This window comes from Sphingomonas sp. G-3-2-10, assembly GCF_012927115.1.
In the GTDB taxonomy this organism is placed as follows: domain Bacteria; phylum Pseudomonadota; class Alphaproteobacteria; order Sphingomonadales; family Sphingomonadaceae; genus Sphingomonas.
This window is the reverse complement of record NZ_JABBFY010000002.1, coordinates 135,769-153,039: the sequence shown is the minus strand read 5'-3', so window position 1 is coordinate 153,039 and position 17,271 is coordinate 135,769. Positions and strand designations below refer to the sequence as shown.

The window sequence follows — 17,271 nt, the reverse complement described above, 5'->3', positions numbered from 1 at the left end:
GGAGAGTGGGATGAACCGCAAGCGCATGGCCGCTTCGTTGATGGTGTTGAGCCTTGTCGCGTGCAGCGGCGGGGCTTCGGGGAGCAGCACTTCGGGCGGCGGCGCGGTGACCGGAGCGCCGACTCCGACTCCTTCGCCCTCCGCCTCGCCGGCCCCCACGCCCAGCCCGACCTCGTCGCCGGCGGCTTTTACGCCTGCCGCTGCTGCGATCCCATCCACTGGCGGTTCGCTCAAGCTCGGCAAGTGCGTCAACCTGTCCAACATGCTCGAAGCGCCGACCGAAGGGGCGTGGGGCCGCGCCTTCACCGACAGCGACATCGCCAACATCAAGTCGAAGGGGTTCACCGGCATCCGCCTGCCGGTGCGCTTCTCGGCGCACGCGCTGGCGGCGGCGCCCTATACGATCGACGCGACGTTCATGGCGCGGGTGAAGCATATCGTCGATCTCGCGGTGGCCGCCGACATGGCGATCATCATCGACATGCACCATTATGAGGAGCTGTTCACGGATCCTGGCGGCCACGCCGCGCGCTTCGCCGAGATGTGGCGGCAGATCGGCGTCGCGTTCAAGGATTACCCTTCGACGGTCTATTTCGAGCTGATCAACGAGCCTAACGGCAAGCTGGACGTGACCAACAATCTCGCGGTGCAGGGCCCCGCGCTGGCGGCGGTGCGCGCGACCAATCCGACGCGGCAAGTGGTGATCGACGGGCCCAGCTGGGCGAACATCGATCATATGCTGACCATGCCCTTCCCGGTGGACCCGAACGTGGTGCCGACCTTCCATTATTACGATCCGCAGAATTTCGGCTTCGACACTGCGCCGTGGATGACCCCGGCAAGCCGCAACGATTTCGGCACGGCGGGCGACATCGCCGCGTTGAACGTAGTGCTGGGCAAGATCCGCGGGTTCATCGCCTCGACCGGGCGGGTGCCGTTCGTCGGCGAATATGGCGCGCACGAGATTCGGCCCGATGCCGCCCGCACGACCTATTACGGGATGGTCAGCGCAGCCTTCGCGTCGGTGGGCGTGCAGAGCTGCGCCTGGGGCTATACCAACACCATGCATCTTTGGCGCGACGCGACAGGCTGGACGCCGGGCGTGGCCGACGCGATCGTCACGACAAGGACCCTGCCATGATCCGCGCTTCGCTTTCCATCGCGCTGGGGCTTGCGCTCGCCGCGCCCGCGAGTGCGCAACGCTACACTCCAGCCCCGGCGGCAAAGGCGCGCGTCGGGATCACGCTGCCGATCGGCAAGTGCGTCAACATGGGCAATCATCTCGAGCCGCCGAACGAGGGCGAATGGGGCCGGGCGATCGCGGACGACGATTTCAAGGTCATCAAGGCGGCGGGCTTCACCACGATCCGCTTGCCGGTGCGCTGGTCGACTCATGCGCTGGCCACGGCGCCCTATACGATCAACGCGAAATGGATGGCGCGCGTGGCGCATGTCGTGCGGACCGCAAACCGGGCCGGGCTGAACGTCATCCTCAACCTCCACAATTATGACGAGCTGGTGATCGAGCCGGACAAACATGCGGCGCGCTTCGCGGCGCTGTGGAAGCAGATCGGCGCGCACTTTGCCGATGCGCCGGCCAATCTCTGGTTCGAACTGCTCAACGAGCCGCACCGGGCGATCGACAACAAGAATCTTCTCTCGATCCTCAACCCCGCGCTTGCCGCCGTCCGGGCAACCAATCCCACTCGCCCGGTGCTGATCGGCGGCGAATTCTGGAGCAATGTCGATTCGCTCAAGACGCTCGAACTGCCCGACGATCCCTATGTGATCGCGACGATCCACACCTATGATCCGTTCGATTTCACCCATCAGGGCGCAAGCTGGGTCAATCCGTCGCCGAAGATCGGACGCAACTTCCCAATTCCCGCCGATTACAGCGGGCTGGAAGCCAATCTGCAGAAGGTCCGCGACTATATGGCGCGCACCGGACGGGTGCCGTTCGTCGGCGAATATGGCGCGACCGATATCGCCGCGGTGCCGCTGGCGCAGCGGATCGACTATTACGGCACGGTCAGCGCCGCCTATGCCTCGATCGGCATTCAGACTTGCGCCTGGGCCTACACCAATACTTTCCGCTTACGTGAAGGCAATGCATGGCTTCGGGGCATGGTCGAGGCAATCCGGGCGCCTACCACGCTGCAATAGCGTGGCATTCATCACGAATAGTCGCAGATTATTCACCCATTTCGGTTGTAAAATGGGAAATTACGTAGAGACGGGAACCAGTCGTATCGCGCAGGGTTGATCCAAGTTAAGGGTGATTCGCGTGACGCTTAGGACGATCAAGCAACTTTGCGACGAGCATCGTGAACTGGAAGCCCAGGCACGCCAGATGCTCGATATCGTCGCCATAACCATGCCCGATCCCGCATCGATCGCAGCGAAGCGCTGGAGGATGGCGCAGGAGCTGTTCGAGCATTGCGCGCGCGAGGATCTGGCGATCTATGAACAGCTGATCCTGTCGGGCGACGCGGTCGCCATCGCCACCGCCTGGAAGTATCGGCGCGAGCATGGCGGGCTGGGCCAGATGTTCGGCCGGTATATCGCTGACTGGCCGGTCGTGCGGATCGGCCGCGAGTGGGAGGCGTTCCGCGAGGAAACCCGCGAAATCATGACTCGCCTCGCCAATCGCATCCAGAGCGAGGAACGCGAACTCTATGTGCAAGCGGCGCGCCTGCACGATCGCCGCGCCGCATAAGCGGCCCGGCCCGTCCCCGAACGGCCCAGCTTCGAGGTTGAGCGCTGCCCCGCCATCCCGCATAAGGCGGCGATGTTCGGCCGTACCCTTCCCGCAGCTCTCCTGACCCCCGTGATCTTCGGCGCGCTGCTCGGCAGTTGCTCCGGACCGGTCGAGATCGTTCCGCCGCCGCCGCGCCCCGTGCCGGTTCCCGCGCCGACGCCCACGCCGAGCCCGCCCCCGGCTCCGCGCCTGACCGGCGAGTGGCGGGACTGGCCACTGACGCCGGGGAGCTGGGTCTATCGCCAGGACGCGCGCGGCAGCATCGCGCTCTATGGCCGCACCGGCGCGGACGCGGACTTCACCGTCCGCTGCGACCGCGACCGCCAGCGTCTCTATCTCTCGCGCCGGGGGGAAACGCCCGCGCAGATGACCGTGCGCACCTCGTCGACGCTGCGCAGCTTCGAACTGCTCCGGGCCGGCACCGGCTATGGCGCGGCCGAGCTGGGCGTGCGGGATTCGCTGATCGACGCGATCGGATATAGCCGCGGCAAATGGGTGGTGCAGAGCCCGGGCGTGGCCCCGCTGGTGCTGCCCGCGCATTCCGAAATCCTGCGCGTTGCGGAGGATTGCCGCTAGATTGGACGGTGGCACCGGCCCGATCCCGACCCTCTTGCCAATTCCAGTGACTCGGTAGATTAATACACCTTCGTAATATTCGGAGGATGCCGTGACTCGTTGGAAGCCCGCTTTGCTTGCCGCCGCGATGTGCCTCGCCGCGCCGGCTTTTGCCCAGACCGCCGCCGATTACGGCGCCGCCGTCGCCGCGCAGGACCGGCCCGCCGATCAGGTCAAGCTCGACGCCGGACGCCATCCGGCGGAAGTGCTTGCCTTCCTCGGCCTGAAGCGCGGCATGACCGCCGCCGACATCATGGCGGGCGCGGGCTATTACAGCGAGATCATGGCGCATGTCGTCGGGCCGAACGGCAAGGTGATCGCCTATGAGCCCGAGCAATTCTATGGCGACAAGGCCAAGCCGGTCTGGGCGGCGGTGATCGGGCGGGTGCCCAATGTCGCGCTGACGCCCTATCCGTTCGACGCGTTCGGTGCCCCGGCCGCCAGCCTCGACTTCACCTTGCTCCACCTGGTCTATCACGACCTGTATTGGGAGAGCGCCCAGTACAAGATTCCGCGCACCGATCCGGCTGCGTTCCTGCGCGCGCTGTTCGCAGCGACGAAGCCGGGCGGGATCGTCGGCGTGATCGACCATGTCGGGCTGCCGGGCGATACGCGGGTGACGGTGGACAAGCTCCATCGCATCGATCCGGCGGTGCTGGTCGCCGATTTCAAGGCAGCGGGCTTCGTGCTGGAAGCGGAGAGCCCCGTACTGCGGGTGGCCGGCGACGATCACACGAAGCTGGTGTTCGATCCCGCGGTTCGCGGTAATACCGATCGCGTCGTGTATCGTTTCCGCAAACCGAAATAGGGGCATGGCCCCGCTGGGAGGGGCCATGAAATATCGTGCGGTGTTGGGCGCGCTGCTGGCGCTGGGCTGGGCCGGATCGGCGCAGGCGCAGCGGACGCGCGGCGTCGAACTCTCGGCCAGCTATTGCCTGCTGACCGTGGCGGTGGCCGACGGCGGCGAGACGCGCTATCTGTCGCGTCCGTTCCTGACCCGCTGGGGCGAGATGCAGAACGAAAGCTATTGGTACGCGATCGACCAGCGGCCCGACGACAGGATGCTGCATGCCTTTGCGAGCGAAGTAATGCTCCGCCATCGCAAGAGCGAGTTCACCGGCGCCGGCTGCATAACTCGCCCCAATCGCTTCATGACCTTTGCGATGCGGGACATGTTCGCGAAACTGCCGGGCGCGACGCTGGTCGAAATGGCCTGGCCGCCAAGCGAGGCGATCGATTCCCAGACGATAGAGCCAGTCGCGGTGGTGCCGCTGAGCGCCGACGCGCGCAGCGGCGAACTGCTCGAATATGTCGTCCAGACCTGGTTCTGGGAGGCCGATCGCGACTGGCCGGTGGTGATGGCTCCGGCATTGCGCGCGGCGATGACGCCGAAGCGGACCGAACAGAGCGCCGAGATAAAGCGCCACGGGCATGTGACCGGGCTGCGATTGCTGCGCACCGATGCCGTCGGCCGGCGCGTTTTCCGGGTACAGCACGAGCAGGGCGTGCTCGACTGGACCATCGGCGACGACGGCAAGCAGATCACCAGCCTGAGCTGGGTAGTGGCGCCGAAGGAGTGAGGTTTCCTGCCTGAGTCGCGGTGTTACGGCGCGGCTTTCGGGCAGGCGGAAGAGAATCGTCGAAACCGCGTATAATTACAAGACTTGATCTGCGACTCGCGCTGATTCAAACAGTTGACGTGCCCAGGCGAGGGTACGGTGTTTCAACAAGCGAAAGGAGGTGATCCGATGTCTCATGGTTCAGCAATGGGGTCGGTTCAGTTCGTTCGGGAGACGCGCCGCTGAGCTGAAGGCGCGGACGGAAGCCCTCCGTCCGTAGGGTGAGCGGGAGGTATTCTCCTCCAATCAACGCCACCAGCTTGCAGCAAAGCGGTCCGCATGGTCTCCCAAGCTGGAGCTTCCGGCCGCTGACCATGTCGGAGGTCGCCGGGTGCCAGGGATGGCATCCGGCGGCCTCTTTCATTTAGGGGCATCGCAACCCTGCCCGCAGCCCACCGACCGGGCGCGCGCATCGGCCCGAAAAATGCGCCTGATGCTAACGACTCGCAACTGGCGCGAGATCGGAACGATCGCCGCAAATAGCTGTTTTCCATCCCGAATTTCAGGAGATGGATCATGGTCGACAAACCGGACGCAATCGCACTTCTCAAGGCCGACCATCGCAAGGTGGAGGAATTGTTCGAGCAGTTCGAAGGCGCGAAGGGCGCTGCGAAGAAGCAGAAGATCGCCCTCGAAATCTGCCTCGAACTGACCGTCCACGCCCAGATCGAGGAGGAGATTTTCTACCCCGCCTGCGAAGGCAAGGTGGAGGAGGATCTGCTGAAGGAAGCCTATGTCGAGCATGACGGCGCCAAGGTGCTGATCGCCGAGATCGAGGCCGGCGGGCCGGACGACGATTATTACGACGCCAAGGTGAAGGTGCTGTCCGAGCAGATCGAGCATCATGTCGAGGAAGAGGAAAAACGGATGGAGGGCCTGTTCTCGCAGGCGCGCAAGGCCGGGCTCGACATGGATGCGCTGGGCGAGCAGCTGGCCGCGCGCAAGGCGGAACTGGTGGCCGATTACAAGGCCAATGGCCTGAGCAAGCCCGAGACGACGACGCTCGAGACCGTCGAGGTCTGACTTTGCCGCCCGGCGCTGCTATGCGGCCCGCATGGAAATCATGCGCCGTACCAATTGGCCGCGCCGGATCGCCGCCGGCATCGTGATCGGCATCACCGCGCTGGCGGTCAGCTGGGTCTTCACGCCGCGCGAACCCGCAATCCTGGCCGGGCTGGCGGGGGAGTTCGACGCGCAGAATGCCGAGCTGACGCAGCGCGTGGCTCGGCAATTCCCTGCTGGATCGCCGGAGACCGCGATGCGCAAGGCGATGCTCGATCAGGGCTTCACCGTTTCCGCCGGCCACGCGAAGTGGGAACGCAACGAGTATCCCTGCCGCACTTTCGTCGACATTCGCTGGGACGCGGCAGGCGGCAGGATCGCGGCGACCCGCGCCAGCTTGTTTCAGGCCTGCGCCTAGCTCCGCGGCTCGAAGATCGACCAGCCGGTGCGCGCCACCAGCCGCTCCAATGCGAGCGTGCCGAGTTGCGAATTGCCGCGTTCGTTGAGCCCTGGCGACCAGACCGCGATCGAGGCGATGCCCGGCGCGACCGCCAGGATGCCGCCGCCCACGCCCGACTTGCCGGGCAGGCCGACGCGATAGGCGAACTCGCCCGATCCGTCATAATGGCCGCACATCAGCATCAGTGCGTTGATCCGCCGCGCGCGCTGGGCCGAAACGACGCTGCGCCCCGTCTCCGGATTGACTCCGCCCGCCATCAGGTAACGCCCGGCCAGCGCCAGCTGGCGGCAGCTCATCGCCAGCGCGCAATGATGGAAATACACGCCCAGCACGTGATCGGCGGCGTGGTGCAGATTGCCGAAGGCGCGCATATAATTGGCCAGCGCGATGTTGCGGAAGCCGGTGTCCTGCTCGGCGCGGGCGACCGCTTCGTCGATGAAGATCGCATCGTCGCCCGACAGCGACCGGACGAAGCGCAGCATCTCGCCGATCGTCTCGCGCGGCGCGCTGCGGCCCAGCAATATGTCCGACACGACGATCGCCCCGGCATTGATGAAGGGATTGCGCGGGATGCCCTGTTCGGTTTCGAGCTGGACGATCGAGTTGAACGCGCTGCCCGAAGGCTCGCGGCCGACCCGGCTCCAGAGCTGATCGCCGACCGCGCCCAGCGCGAGGGTCAGCGCGAAGACCTTGCAGATCGACTGGATCGAAAAGGGCATGTCGCCATCGCCCGCGACATGAGTGGTGCCGTCGGCTTCGACCACCGCGATGCCGAAGCGGGCGGGATCGACCTGCGCCAGCGGCGGGATATAGCTGGCCGGGATGCCGCGATCGGGCGCGACCGCCATCTCGGCGGCGATCTCGGTCACGATGGCGGAGAGGCCGGTCATTCCTCGCCGAGCGCGCGATTGGCGCGGCGGATCAGCGTGCGGCCCGTGTGGATCAGGAAGATCCCGGTGCCGCCGAAAAGCAGGATCGCGAGCGGGACTGCGAAGCGGCCGGCGCCGTAGCGCTGGACGCCCCATTCCAGCCGGTAATGCGATATCGCCGCCGCAGCGACACCGATCACGAAGATCCAGCCGAGCGCCGCCACCATGCGACCGCCGATCTGCATCGAGGCGATGTCCTTGTCGGTCACGGGGTGGTCACAACTCGTCCACCGCCAGCGCCTTCAGCCGGTACAGCACGTCCAGTGCCTCGCGGGGGCTGAGCGCGTCGATGTCGAGCCCGTCGAGTTCGGCGCGGACCGCGTCGACGGTTTCCTCCATCGCTTCCACCGCCGCGGCGAACAGCGGCAGGTCGCCAAGGCCCGCGGCGAGGCCGCCGGTCTGCTGGCGCCCGGCCTCGAGCTTGTCGAGCACCGCCTGCGCGCGCTTGACCGTCACCGGGGGCAGGCCCGCCAGCCGCGCCACCGCGATACCATAGCTGCGATCCGCCGGCCCTTCGGCGACTTCGTGGAGCAGGACCAGATCGCCCTTCCACTCGCGTGCGCGGACATGGTGGAGGGTGAGCGCGTCGCAGCGCTCGGCAAGGCGAGTCAGCTCGTGATAATGCGTCGCGAACAGGCAGCGGCAGCGATTATCCTCATGGATCGCCTCGACCACCGACCATGCGATGGCGAGGCCGTCATAGGTGGAGGTGCCGCGTCCCACTTCGTCGAGGATCACGAAGCTGCGCGGCGTCGCTTGCGCCAGAATTGCGGCGGTCTCGACCATCTCGACCATGAAGGTCGATCGGCCGCGCGCCAGATTGTCCGACGCGCCGACGCGGCTGAACAGCCGGTCGACCAGCCCCAGCTTTGCGCGGGTCGCGGGGACATAGCTGCCCGCCTGTGCCAGCACAGCGATCAGCGCATTCTGGCGCAGGAAGGTCGACTTGCCGCCCATGTTCGGGCCGGTGACCAGCCAAAGCCGGCTGGTGTCGGATAGAGTGCAATCGTTCGCGACGAAGCGTCCGCCCGCACGGCCCACTGCGTCCTCGACCACCGGATGCCGCCCGCCCTCGACTTCGAAACAGGCGTGATCGACCAAAGCCGGGCGCGCCCAGCCGCTTTCGGCGGCGCGCTCGGCAAGGCCCGCCGACACGTCGATCCGGGCGAGCGCATCGGCGGTGCGCGCCACGGCTTCGCGCACCGCGAGCGCGGCTTCGGTCAGGGCTTCGAGATGCGCGGCTTCGGCGGCGAGCGAATGGGCGCCGGCCTGTGTCACCTTCAGCGCCGCTTCGTGCAGGTCTGGCGCGTTGAAGCGGACGACGCCCGCCAGCGTCTGGCGATGGGTGAAGCCGCTGTCCTGCGCCATCAGCGGATCGGCGGAACGCGCAGGCACTTCGATATGATAGCCGAGCACGCCATTGTGGCGGATCTTGAGCGTGCTCACGCCGGTGCGCTGGCGATAGTCGGCCTCAAGCCCCGCGATCACCCGCCGTCCGCCCGCACCGGCATCGCGCAGATCGTCGAGCGCGGCGTCATAGCCTTCGGCGATATAGCCGCCCTTGTCGGCGTCGATCGGCGGCTCGGGCACCAGCGCGCGGCTGAGCAGATCGATCAGGGCGCCATGCCCCTGAAGCTGGGGGATCAGGTCGTTGAGCAGCGCGGGGCGGTCCGGCGCGGCGGCGAGCCGTTCCGCCAGCCGCCATGCGCCGTCGAGCCCGTCGCGTAACTGGCCGAGGTCGCGCGGCGATCCCCTGCCCGCGCCGATCCGCCCCAGCGCGCGGCCGATGTCGGGCAGCGCGCGCAGATTGCCGCGCACCATGTCGCGCAGCGTGGAATCGTCGTGGAAGCGCTGGACCAGATCGAGCCGCGCATCGATTCCCGCACGGTCCATCAGCGGCGCGGCGATGTCGCTGCCCAGCAGCCGCGCGCCGGCGCCGGTGACGGTACGGTCCACGCTGTCGAGCAGGCTGCCCTTGCGGCTCCCCGCGCTGCTCAGCGTGAGCTCGAGGCTTTCGCGTGTCGCGGCGTCGATCGCCATGTTCGCATCGGTGCGGCTGACGCGCGGAGGGCGGAGGAAGGGCAGGGCGCCCTTCGCGGTATGCTCCAGATAGGCGACTAGCCCGCCCGCCGCAGCAAGCGCCGCGCGGCTGAACTGGCCGAAGCCGTCCAGCGTCGAGACGCCGAACAGCCGCTTGAGCCGCGCTTCGCCCTGGCTGCTGTCGAAATCGGCGCGCGGGCGCAGCGCGGTGGTCAGGTCGGCGAACTCGCTCGCGTCCGACGCGATGGTTTCGGCGGGCGAGAGCCGCGCGATCTCGGCGCTGACCCGGCTGCCGTCGCTTTCGATCACTTCGAACCGGCCGGTCGAGATGTCGGCACAGGCGATGGCGACCGAGCCGCCGGCTTCGCCGATGCTCGCGCACCAGTTCGCGGTGCGGCTGTCGAGCAGCGATTCCTCGGTCAGCGTGCCAGCGGTGACGACGCGGATGATCGCGCGGGCAACCAGCGCCTTGGATCCGCCGCGCTTCTTCGCTTCCTCGGGCGTCTCGATCTGGTTGGCGATCGCGACGCGATGGCCCGCCTTGATCAACCGCGCGAGATAGCCGTCCATCGCATGCGCGGGTACGCCGCACATCGGAATACGGTCGCCATCATGCTCGCCGCGCGCGGTGAGCGCGATGTCGAGCACCGCGCTGGCGACCTTCGCATCGTCGAAGAACAATTCGAAGAAGTCGCCCATCCGGTAGAAGAGCAGGCAATCCTCGGCCTCCGCCTTCAGCGCCAGATATTGCTGCATCATCGGAGTTGCGGTGGAGCCGGACATTGCGTGCCCTGAGGTAGCCGAACCGAACGGACGATCAACCTCCCGCACGGGGATTTTCTGGGGACAAACCACAGTTGTGCGATTTTCCGCACAACTGGCCCCGCGCAGCATACGGGCTTAAAGAAATCCCTGCCTTCCCCTCCGGAATCGGCGCATTGCGGCCTTGGACACGTCATCCTAAAGGGATCGCAATCCCCGGGAGATAAGAATGTCCGAAGACAGCAACGTCCAGTTTTCCGAGCGCGAGGCGCTGCTGTTCCATTCGGAAGGCCGTCCCGGCAAGATCGAGATCATCGCGTCCAAGCCGATGGCGACCCAGCGCGACCTGGCGCTGGCCTATTCGCCGGGTGTCGCGGTACCGGTGCTGGCGATCGCCGCCGACCCGTCCAAGGCCTATGACTATACCGCCAAGGGCAATCTGGTCGCGGTCATCTCCAACGGGACGGCGATCCTCGGCCTCGGCAATCTCGGCGCGCTGGCTTCGAAGCCGGTGATGGAAGGCAAGGCGGTGCTGTTCAAGCGCTTCGCCGACGTCGACTCGATCGATATCGAACTGAAGACCGAGGATGTCGATCGCTTCATCGACGCGGTCGAGCTGATGGAGCCGAGCTTCGGCGGCATCAACCTCGAGGACATCAAGTCCCCCGAATGCTTCGTGATCGAGCAGACGCTGCGCGAGCGCATGAACATCCCGGTGTTCCATGACGATCAGCACGGCACCGCGATCATCGCCGCTGCCGGCCTGATCAACGCGCTCTACATCACCGGCCGCGACATCAAGCACACCAAGGTGGTGATGAACGGCGCGGGCGCCGCCGCGATCGCCTGCGCCGAACTGATCAAGGCGATGGGCCTGCCCAACGACAATCTGCTGATGTGCGACCGTACGGGCGTGATCTATCGCGGCCGCGACAAGGTAAACCAGTGGCAGTCGGCGCATGCCGTCGACACCACCCGCCGCACGCTGACCGAAGCGCTGGAGGGTGCGGACGTGTTCATGGGCCTGTCGGCTGCAGGCGCGGTCAGCCAGGACATGGTGCGCGGCATGGCCCCGCGCCCGATCATCTTCGCGATGGCCAATCCCGATCCCGAGATCACCCCGCCCGACGCCAAGGCTGCGCGCCCCGACGCGATCGTAGCCACCGGCCGGTCGGACTATCCGAACCAGGTCAACAACGTCCTCGGCTTCCCCTTCATCTTCCGCGGCGCGCTCGACGTGCGCGCGACGACGATCAACGATGCGATGAAGGTCGCCGCAGCCCGAGCGCTGGCCGAACTCGCTCGCCAGCAGGTGCCCGAGGAAGTCGCCGCGGCCTATGGCGTGCAGCACGTCTTCGGCCCCGATTACATCATTCCTGCGCCGTTCGATCCGCGGCTGATGGAAATCGTCCCCGCGGCCGTCGCTCAGGCGGCGATGGATTCGGGCGTCGCGACCAAGCCGATCGAGGATTTCACGGCCTATCGCCAATCCCTGCGGGCACGTCTCAACCCGACCACGTCGGTGCTGACGCTGGCCTATGAAGGTGCTCGCGCGAACCCGAAGCGGGTGATCTTCGCCGAAGCCGAGGAAGAAGTCGTGCTGCGCGCGGCGATCGCGTTCAAAGAAGGCGGATACGGTATTCCGGTGCTGGTCGGCCGCGAATCCGTGCACGAGCGGCTGCAGGCGCTGGGCGCCGACCCCGCCGATTTCGAGCTGCACAACAGCGTCAATTCGCCGCTGGTGCCGCGCATGGGCGACTTCCTGTACGAGCGGCTTCAGCGCCGCGGTTATCTGCGCCGCGATATCGACCGGATGGTCAATCGCGATCGTAACATCTTCGGTGCGCTGCTGCTCCAGCTGGGCGAAGCCGATGCGATGATCACCGGCGTCACCCGCACCTGGGCGGAATCGATGCGCCAGGTGAAGCGCGTGATCGATCCGGTTCCGGGCCGCACCGCGTTCGGCATGCACATTCTTGTCGGCCAGTCGCATACCGTGTTCATCGCCGATACGACGGTGAACGAGCGCCCGAGCGCCGAGGAACTGGCGGACATCGCCGAGGGCTCGGCCGCGGTCGCCCGTCGCATGGGTCATGAGCCGCGCGTGGCGTTCCTCAGCTATTCGAACTTCGGCAATCCGGAAGGCCGCTGGCTGGAGAATCTCCGCGGCGCAGTGAAGGTGCTGGGCGATCGCAAGGTCGAGTTCGAATATGAAGGCGAAATGTCGCCCGACGTTGCGCTCAACAAGCGCCAGCTGGCCAATTATCCCTTTGCCCGCCTGTCCGGCCCGGCGAACGTTCTGATCATGCCGGGGCTTCAGTCGGCCAATATCTCGGCCAAGCTGCTGCGCGAGCTGGGCGGCGATTCGATGATCGGCCCGATGCTGATCGGCATGGAAAAGCCGGTCCAGATCGCGCCGATGACCAGCACGGCGAGCGAATTGGTGACGCTGGCGGTACTGGCGGCGGGCGGGATCGCACGCTGATCCGACCCTGAAAGACTGTCTCTTGCTGCTACATTTGTAGCATGCTACAAATGTAGCAGGAGACGGGTATGATCGAGTCGTTGCCGCGCCGCGAGCGCGAAGTGTTCGAGGTCTTGTGCAGCCTTGGCGAAGGGACGGCTTCGGCGGTCCGCGCCGCGCTGGCCGAGCCGCCAAGCGACTCCGCGGTCCGCACCCTTCTCGGCCGGCTTGCCGCCAAGGGCCTCATCACCCACCGCACCGTCAGTCAGGCCTATGTCTATGCGCCGGTGCCGCAAGCGGAAGCGGTGGCCGAGACCGCGTTGCAGCGCATTGTGCAGACCTTCTTCCAGGGATCCGCCGCCAGCGCCGCGACTGCGCTGCTGGGCATGGAGCCGCGCCTCGATGCCGAGGAGATCGAGATGCTCCAGCGCGCGATCGACAAGGCTCGGCGGGAGGCGAAGTGATGGACGCGTTGCTGATCGATCTGGGCTGGAAATCGGCGCTGGTGGCGGGCGCGGCGCTGATCCTGAGCGCGGCGATGCGCCGCGCGGCGGCGAGCGAACGGGTGATGGTGCTGCGCGCAGCGGTCGCGGCGCTGCTGATGCTGCCGCTGTTCGCGCTGGCGATGCCCACGCTCGAGCTGGCCGTGCTGCCGGCGCAGGATATTCCTCTCGGCGATGCACCCCTGGCCGGCGGAACGATTGCGGCCGACGCGCCTGAAGACGCCGGGATCGATCCATCCTTGCTGTTCTATGCTGCGGGTGCCGGTCTGGTTTTGCTGCACCTTGTTGCGGGCCTGCTCACCCTGCGCCGCTGGACCCGGACGGCGCGGCCCGTTGCCGATGCGCGCTGGACCAGTGCGGTGGCGCGCGCTGCTGCGCAGCTGCGCCGTCCGGTCCGCCTGCTGGTCTCGCCGCAGGTTCCGGGACCGCTCAGCTGGGGCGTCGCGCCGGCATGGCTGCTGATCGGCGCGACGACCGAGCAACATCCCGAACAGGCCGAAGCCGTCATCGCGCACGAAATGGCACATGTCCGCCGCTTCGACTGGCCCGTGCTGGTCGCGTCGCGGATCGCGATGGCGTTCTTCTGGTTCAATCCGCTGGTTTGGCTGCTCGTGCGCACGCTTGGCCGCCAGACCGAGCTGGCCGCCGACGACGACGCCATCCGCCATGTCGCGCAGGCCGATTATGCGCAGACGCTGCTTACCGTCGCCAGTCCCGCGGTGCCGTCGGCGGCCTGTGGCATGACTGTCTCGCAATCGATGCTGTCGGGCCGTATCCGTCGCGTCCTGGAAAGTGGTGCGCACCGCTCGGCGAGCCGGTTGCTCGGCGTGACGCTCCTGATCGCCACCCCGGCGGCTGCGCTTCCCTTGTCTGCGTTGCAGTTCGTGCCCGCCGGGCAGCCGACGCCGCCGTCGGCCCCGCGCGCGATACCGGCACAGGACGCGCCGGTGGCCGAGCGAGCCGAGACCTTGCCTGCCGCCGCCACCCTGCAGGCCCGCCGTCCGGTGCCGGCGCGGAAAAAGCGGGTGCGCGCGGCGCCCTCGGCCCCCGTTGCAGTCGAGGCAACCACGCCTCCGCCGGCCGCCGCATCGCATCAGGATCGCAAGATGCGCCACGCCGGTCCGGATGGCCGCCTTGTCGACGTCGAAACGCGCAAGGCGATCGCTGCAGGAATCGGTTCGCCGCGCCTTCCGCCACGTGCGGTCGTTCCGGCGCGATCGCTCGCGAAGCCGCCGCGCGTGACCGTTCCGCAGCGCTCCTTCACCGCGACATATGCGCGGCGGTCCCTGCCGACCGAGGTGGACCGGCGCGTTGCGCTCGATCTCACCAATGCCGCCAGGGGCTTGCGTACCAAGGCGGCGTCCTTCGAGAAGGCGGCGCAGAATCCCGCGCTCGAACCTGAAGCGCGGAAGGATCTGTTGCGCGAGGTCCGGCTGCTGCGCGGCGAAGCCGACCGACTCGACCGGAACGCGAGGCGGCTGATCTTCGAAGGCTGACGCCCGACACTTTCAACACCCGGACTGCAGCAAACCAAAGCGCGATTTCGCGCCACGGGAGCGGCTTGCCGGCGATCAAGGGAGAGAGACGATGTGGCTGACCAAATTCGCACCGCTGGCGCTTCTCGGCGCCTGTGCCGCTCATGCACCAGCGATCTCGCAGGAGCCCGGCGCGCGGGTTGCGTGGCGCGATCTCGCGCTGGAAAGCCCGGCAGGGCGGGCCGCGCTCCGCCAGCGGGTCGCGGACGCGGCGCTAGGCTATTGCCGCGAACATGAGGACGAGGTCACGCCTGATGCGCTGCGCAACGACGGCTTTCATTGCCTCGAGACGCTGCGCAGCGCGATTCTCGCCGAGATGCCCGCCGATATCCGCAAGGCCTATGCCCGCGCGCTGATGGAAGCCGGCATTCGCGGACGCCGGCTCTGATCGCCCGATCAAGCGTCGATGCTGGTGCCGAGCGAAGCGTGGACCAGCCCGCCATCGACGGTGATCGTCTCGCCGACGACATAGTCGCCCGCGCGGGATGCGAGGTAGATCGCCGCACCGGCCATGTCCTCGTCCACGCCGATGCGCTTGGCGGGAATCGCCTTGGCGACATCGCCGCCATGATCGCGTGCCGCCTTGTTCATGTCGCTGGCGAAAGCGCCGGGCGCGATCGAGGTGACCACGATCCGGTCGCGGATCAGGCGGGCGGCCATGCGCTTGGTCAGGTAGATCAGCGCCGATTTCGACGCGTGGTAGCTGTAGGTCTCCCACGGATTGAGCCGCTGGCCGTCGATCGAGGTGATGTTGATCACCTTGGCCGGCTGGCCCGTGCCGCCTGCCTTGAGCAGCCCGTGCAGCGCCTGCGTCAGGAAGAAGGGCGACTTGACGTTGAGGTCCATCACCTTGTCCCAGCCGCTCTCGGGAAACTCCTCGAACGGCACGCCCCATGCCGCGCCGGCATTGTTGACGAGGATGTCGAGCCGCTCCTCGCGCTCGGCCATCATCGCGGCGAGCGCCTTGCAGCCATCGACGGTCGCGACGTCGGCCGGCAGGGCAATGCAGTTGGGGCCGAGCGCGGCGGCGGTTTCCTCGCACGCCGCTGCCTTGCGCGACGAGACATAAACCCTGGCGCCCTGCTGGATGAAGCCCTCGGCGATCATCCGGCCGATGCCGCGCGATCCGCCGGTGACCAGTGCGACGCGGCCGTCGAGGCGGAAAAGGGTGCTGGTGTCCATGTCTTTATCTCCTGTTTCCCTCTCCCCTTACGGGAGAGGGAGGGAGGCGACGAAGTCGCCGGAAGGGTGAGGGGAGCGGGGTGAGGGCGCATATATCCCCCTCATCCTTCCCACGCCGTCGGCGCGGGCCCCTTTCCTTCTCCCACAAGGGGAGAAGGAGAAGAATTCAGCCGCCGCGCCTGATCGTTTCGCGCGCGATGATCAGCTGCTGGATCTGGCTGGTGCCTTCATAGATGCGGAACAGCCGGACGTCGCGATACAGCCGTTCGATGCCGTAATCGGCGATATATCCGGCCCCGCCGAAGATCTGCACTGCGCGATCGGCGACGCGGCCGACCATTTCGCTAGCATAATATTTGGCGGCGGCGGCCTCCATCACCACGTCCTTCCCCGCGTCCTTGGCGGCGGCGGTTTCCAGCACCAGCGCGCGGGCGGCGAGCGCTTCGGTCTTCGAATCCGCTATCATTGCCTGGATCAGCTGATGCTCGGCGATCGGCTTGCCGAACTGCTTGCGCTCGGTGGCATAGGCGACGCAATCGGCGATCAGCCGCTCTGCCACGCCGACGCAGACCGCCGAGATGTGCAACCGCCCGCGATCGAGCACGCGCATGGCGATCTTGAAGCCTTCGCCTTCCGCGCCCAGCCGGTTGGCGGCAGGAACGGGCGCATTGTCGAAGATCACGTCGGCGACCTTCGCGCCCTTCTGTCCCATCTTCTTCTCTGGCTCGCCGATCGAGACACCGGGCAGGTCGCGCGGCACGAGGAAGGCGGAAACGCCGCGTCCGCCGGGCTCGTCGCCGGTGCGCGCCATCACGGTGAACACGTCCGCCTTGTCGGCATTGGTGATGAAGCGCTTGGTTCCGGTCAGGCGATAGACGTCGCCGTCGCGAACGGCCCGGGCCTTCACCGCGCCCGAATCCGAGCCCACGTCCGGCTCGGTCAGCGCGAAGCTCGAAATGATTTCGCCGGTCGCGATCTTCGGCAGCCATTCGGCCTTTTGCGCATCGGTGCCGGCCATCACGATGCCCTGCGATCCGATGCCGACATTGGTGCCGAACGCCGAGCGGAAGGCCGGGGTGGTGCGGCCCAGCTCGATCGCGACCCGCACTTCCTCGCTCATCGTCAGGCCCAACCCGCCAAATTCCTCGGCGATCGACAGGCCGAACAGGCCGAGCGCCTTCATCTCTTCCAGCACGTCGCCGGGAACGGCGTCATTGGCTTCGACTTCAGCTTCCAGCGGACGCAGCCGCTCGGCCACGAAGCGGCGGATCGTGTCGATCAGCGTGTCGAAGATCTCGGGGTCGAGCGCCATGCGGGAAGCCGTTCCTGTTGTTCTAAGCGGTCAGCTATATCGCCTGCATCGTATCGGACAAGCCATACCCGATCTTCCAATCGCTTT

General features: G+C 66.8%; 17 protein-coding genes. 12 read left to right on the top strand and 5 right to left on the bottom strand.

The features are described 5' to 3' along the window. Window positions 1–10 precede the first annotated feature (10 nt). The 8 genes from HHL13_RS17290 (at window position 11) to HHL13_RS17255 (ending at window position 6,415) form a co-directional block, all read left to right on the top strand. Window positions 11–1,141, top strand: coding sequence for a glycoside hydrolase family 5 protein (locus tag HHL13_RS17290; protein WP_240953885.1), 1,131 nt, complete (start codon window positions 11–13; stop codon window positions 1,139–1,141). Beyond that, window positions 1,138–2,166, top strand: a complete 1,029-nt coding sequence (locus tag HHL13_RS17285) for a glycoside hydrolase family 5 protein (RefSeq protein WP_240953884.1) — start codon at window positions 1,138–1,140, stop codon at window positions 2,164–2,166. Before HHL13_RS17290 ends, HHL13_RS17285 begins: the two co-directional genes overlap by 4 nt. Before the next feature lie 121 nt (window positions 2,167–2,287). Beyond that, window positions 2,288–2,719, top strand: coding sequence for a hemerythrin domain-containing protein (locus HHL13_RS17280; protein ID WP_169557158.1), 432 nt, complete (start codon window positions 2,288–2,290; stop codon window positions 2,717–2,719). A 72-nt stretch (window positions 2,720–2,791) separates the two neighbouring features. After that, a complete protein-coding gene (locus HHL13_RS17275) occupies window positions 2,792–3,337 on the top strand; it encodes a hypothetical protein (RefSeq protein WP_169557157.1) in 546 nt (181 codons plus the stop codon). 91 nt (window positions 3,338–3,428) lie between these two features. Next, complete coding sequence (locus tag HHL13_RS17270) at window positions 3,429–4,184, top strand: methyltransferase (protein ID WP_346775582.1); 756 nt, start codon at window positions 3,429–3,431, stop codon at window positions 4,182–4,184. Between the two features lie 25 nt (window positions 4,185–4,209). After that, on the top strand, window positions 4,210–4,956 hold the full coding sequence (locus tag HHL13_RS17265; protein ID WP_169557156.1) for a hypothetical protein: 747 nt from the start codon (window positions 4,210–4,212) through the stop codon (window positions 4,954–4,956). Window positions 4,957–5,511: 555 nt separating this feature from the next. After that, the gene (locus tag HHL13_RS17260) at window positions 5,512–6,018 is read left to right on the top strand and encodes a hemerythrin domain-containing protein (RefSeq protein WP_169557155.1); all 507 of its coding nucleotides are present in this window, start codon (window positions 5,512–5,514) and stop codon (window positions 6,016–6,018) included. A gap of 40 nt (window positions 6,019–6,058) precedes the next feature. Then, window positions 6,059–6,415 carry a hypothetical protein gene (locus HHL13_RS17255; RefSeq protein WP_169557154.1) on the top strand — a complete coding sequence of 119 codons (357 nt, stop codon included), beginning with the start codon at window positions 6,059–6,061 and terminating at the stop codon, window positions 6,413–6,415. On the opposite strand, the gene HHL13_RS17250 is transcribed toward HHL13_RS17255, so the two are convergent. Genes HHL13_RS17250 through mutS form a run of 3 tightly spaced genes read right to left on the bottom strand, consistent with a single transcriptional unit; the run spans window position 6,412 to window position 10,185 of the window. Next, window positions 6,412–7,347 carry a glutaminase gene (locus tag HHL13_RS17250; RefSeq protein WP_169557153.1) on the bottom strand — a complete coding sequence of 312 codons (936 nt, stop codon included), beginning with the start codon at window positions 7,345–7,347 and terminating at the stop codon, window positions 6,412–6,414. The genes HHL13_RS17255 and HHL13_RS17250 overlap by 4 nt on opposite strands. Beyond that, the gene (locus HHL13_RS17245) at window positions 7,344–7,595 is read right to left on the bottom strand and encodes a hypothetical protein (RefSeq protein WP_169557152.1); all 252 of its coding nucleotides are present in this window, start codon (window positions 7,593–7,595) and stop codon (window positions 7,344–7,346) included. Before HHL13_RS17245 ends, HHL13_RS17250 begins: the two co-directional genes overlap by 4 nt. Before the next feature lie 7 nt (window positions 7,596–7,602). Further along, complete coding sequence (mutS, locus tag HHL13_RS17240; RefSeq protein WP_169557817.1) at window positions 7,603–10,185, bottom strand: DNA mismatch repair protein MutS; 2,583 nt, start codon at window positions 10,183–10,185, stop codon at window positions 7,603–7,605. Window positions 10,186–10,417: 232 nt separating this feature from the next. Here mutS and HHL13_RS17235 point away from each other — a divergent pair, with 232 nt between their 5' ends. The 4 genes from HHL13_RS17235 (at window position 10,418) to HHL13_RS17220 (ending at window position 15,078) form a co-directional block, all read left to right on the top strand. Further along, entirely contained in the window at window positions 10,418–12,673 is a 2,256-nt protein-coding gene (locus HHL13_RS17235) for an NADP-dependent malic enzyme (protein WP_169557151.1), read from the top strand. Between the two features lie 68 nt (window positions 12,674–12,741). Beyond that, complete coding sequence (locus HHL13_RS17230; protein ID WP_169557150.1) at window positions 12,742–13,116, top strand: BlaI/MecI/CopY family transcriptional regulator; 375 nt, start codon at window positions 12,742–12,744, stop codon at window positions 13,114–13,116. Beyond that, window positions 13,116–14,651: a M56 family metallopeptidase gene (locus HHL13_RS17225; RefSeq protein ID WP_169557149.1), complete on the top strand. Its 1,536-nt coding sequence runs from the start codon at window positions 13,116–13,118 to the stop codon at window positions 14,649–14,651. The genes HHL13_RS17230 and HHL13_RS17225 overlap by 1 nt, the downstream gene beginning before the upstream one ends. A 91-nt stretch (window positions 14,652–14,742) precedes the next feature. After that, window positions 14,743–15,078 (top strand): UrcA family protein, encoded by a 336-nt coding sequence (locus tag HHL13_RS17220; RefSeq protein ID WP_169557148.1) that lies wholly within the window; start codon window positions 14,743–14,745, stop codon window positions 15,076–15,078. Window positions 15,079–15,086: 8 nt separating this feature from the next. Here HHL13_RS17220 and HHL13_RS17215 read toward each other — a convergent pair whose 3' ends face one another. Continuing rightward, window positions 15,087–15,872, bottom strand: a complete 786-nt coding sequence (locus HHL13_RS17215; RefSeq protein WP_169557147.1) for an SDR family oxidoreductase — start codon at window positions 15,870–15,872, stop codon at window positions 15,087–15,089. 166 nt (window positions 15,873–16,038) lie between these two features. After that, window positions 16,039–17,184 carry an acyl-CoA dehydrogenase family protein gene (locus HHL13_RS17210; protein WP_169557146.1) on the bottom strand — a complete coding sequence of 382 codons (1,146 nt, stop codon included), beginning with the start codon at window positions 17,182–17,184 and terminating at the stop codon, window positions 16,039–16,041. Between the last annotated feature and the right edge of the window lie 87 nt (window positions 17,185–17,271).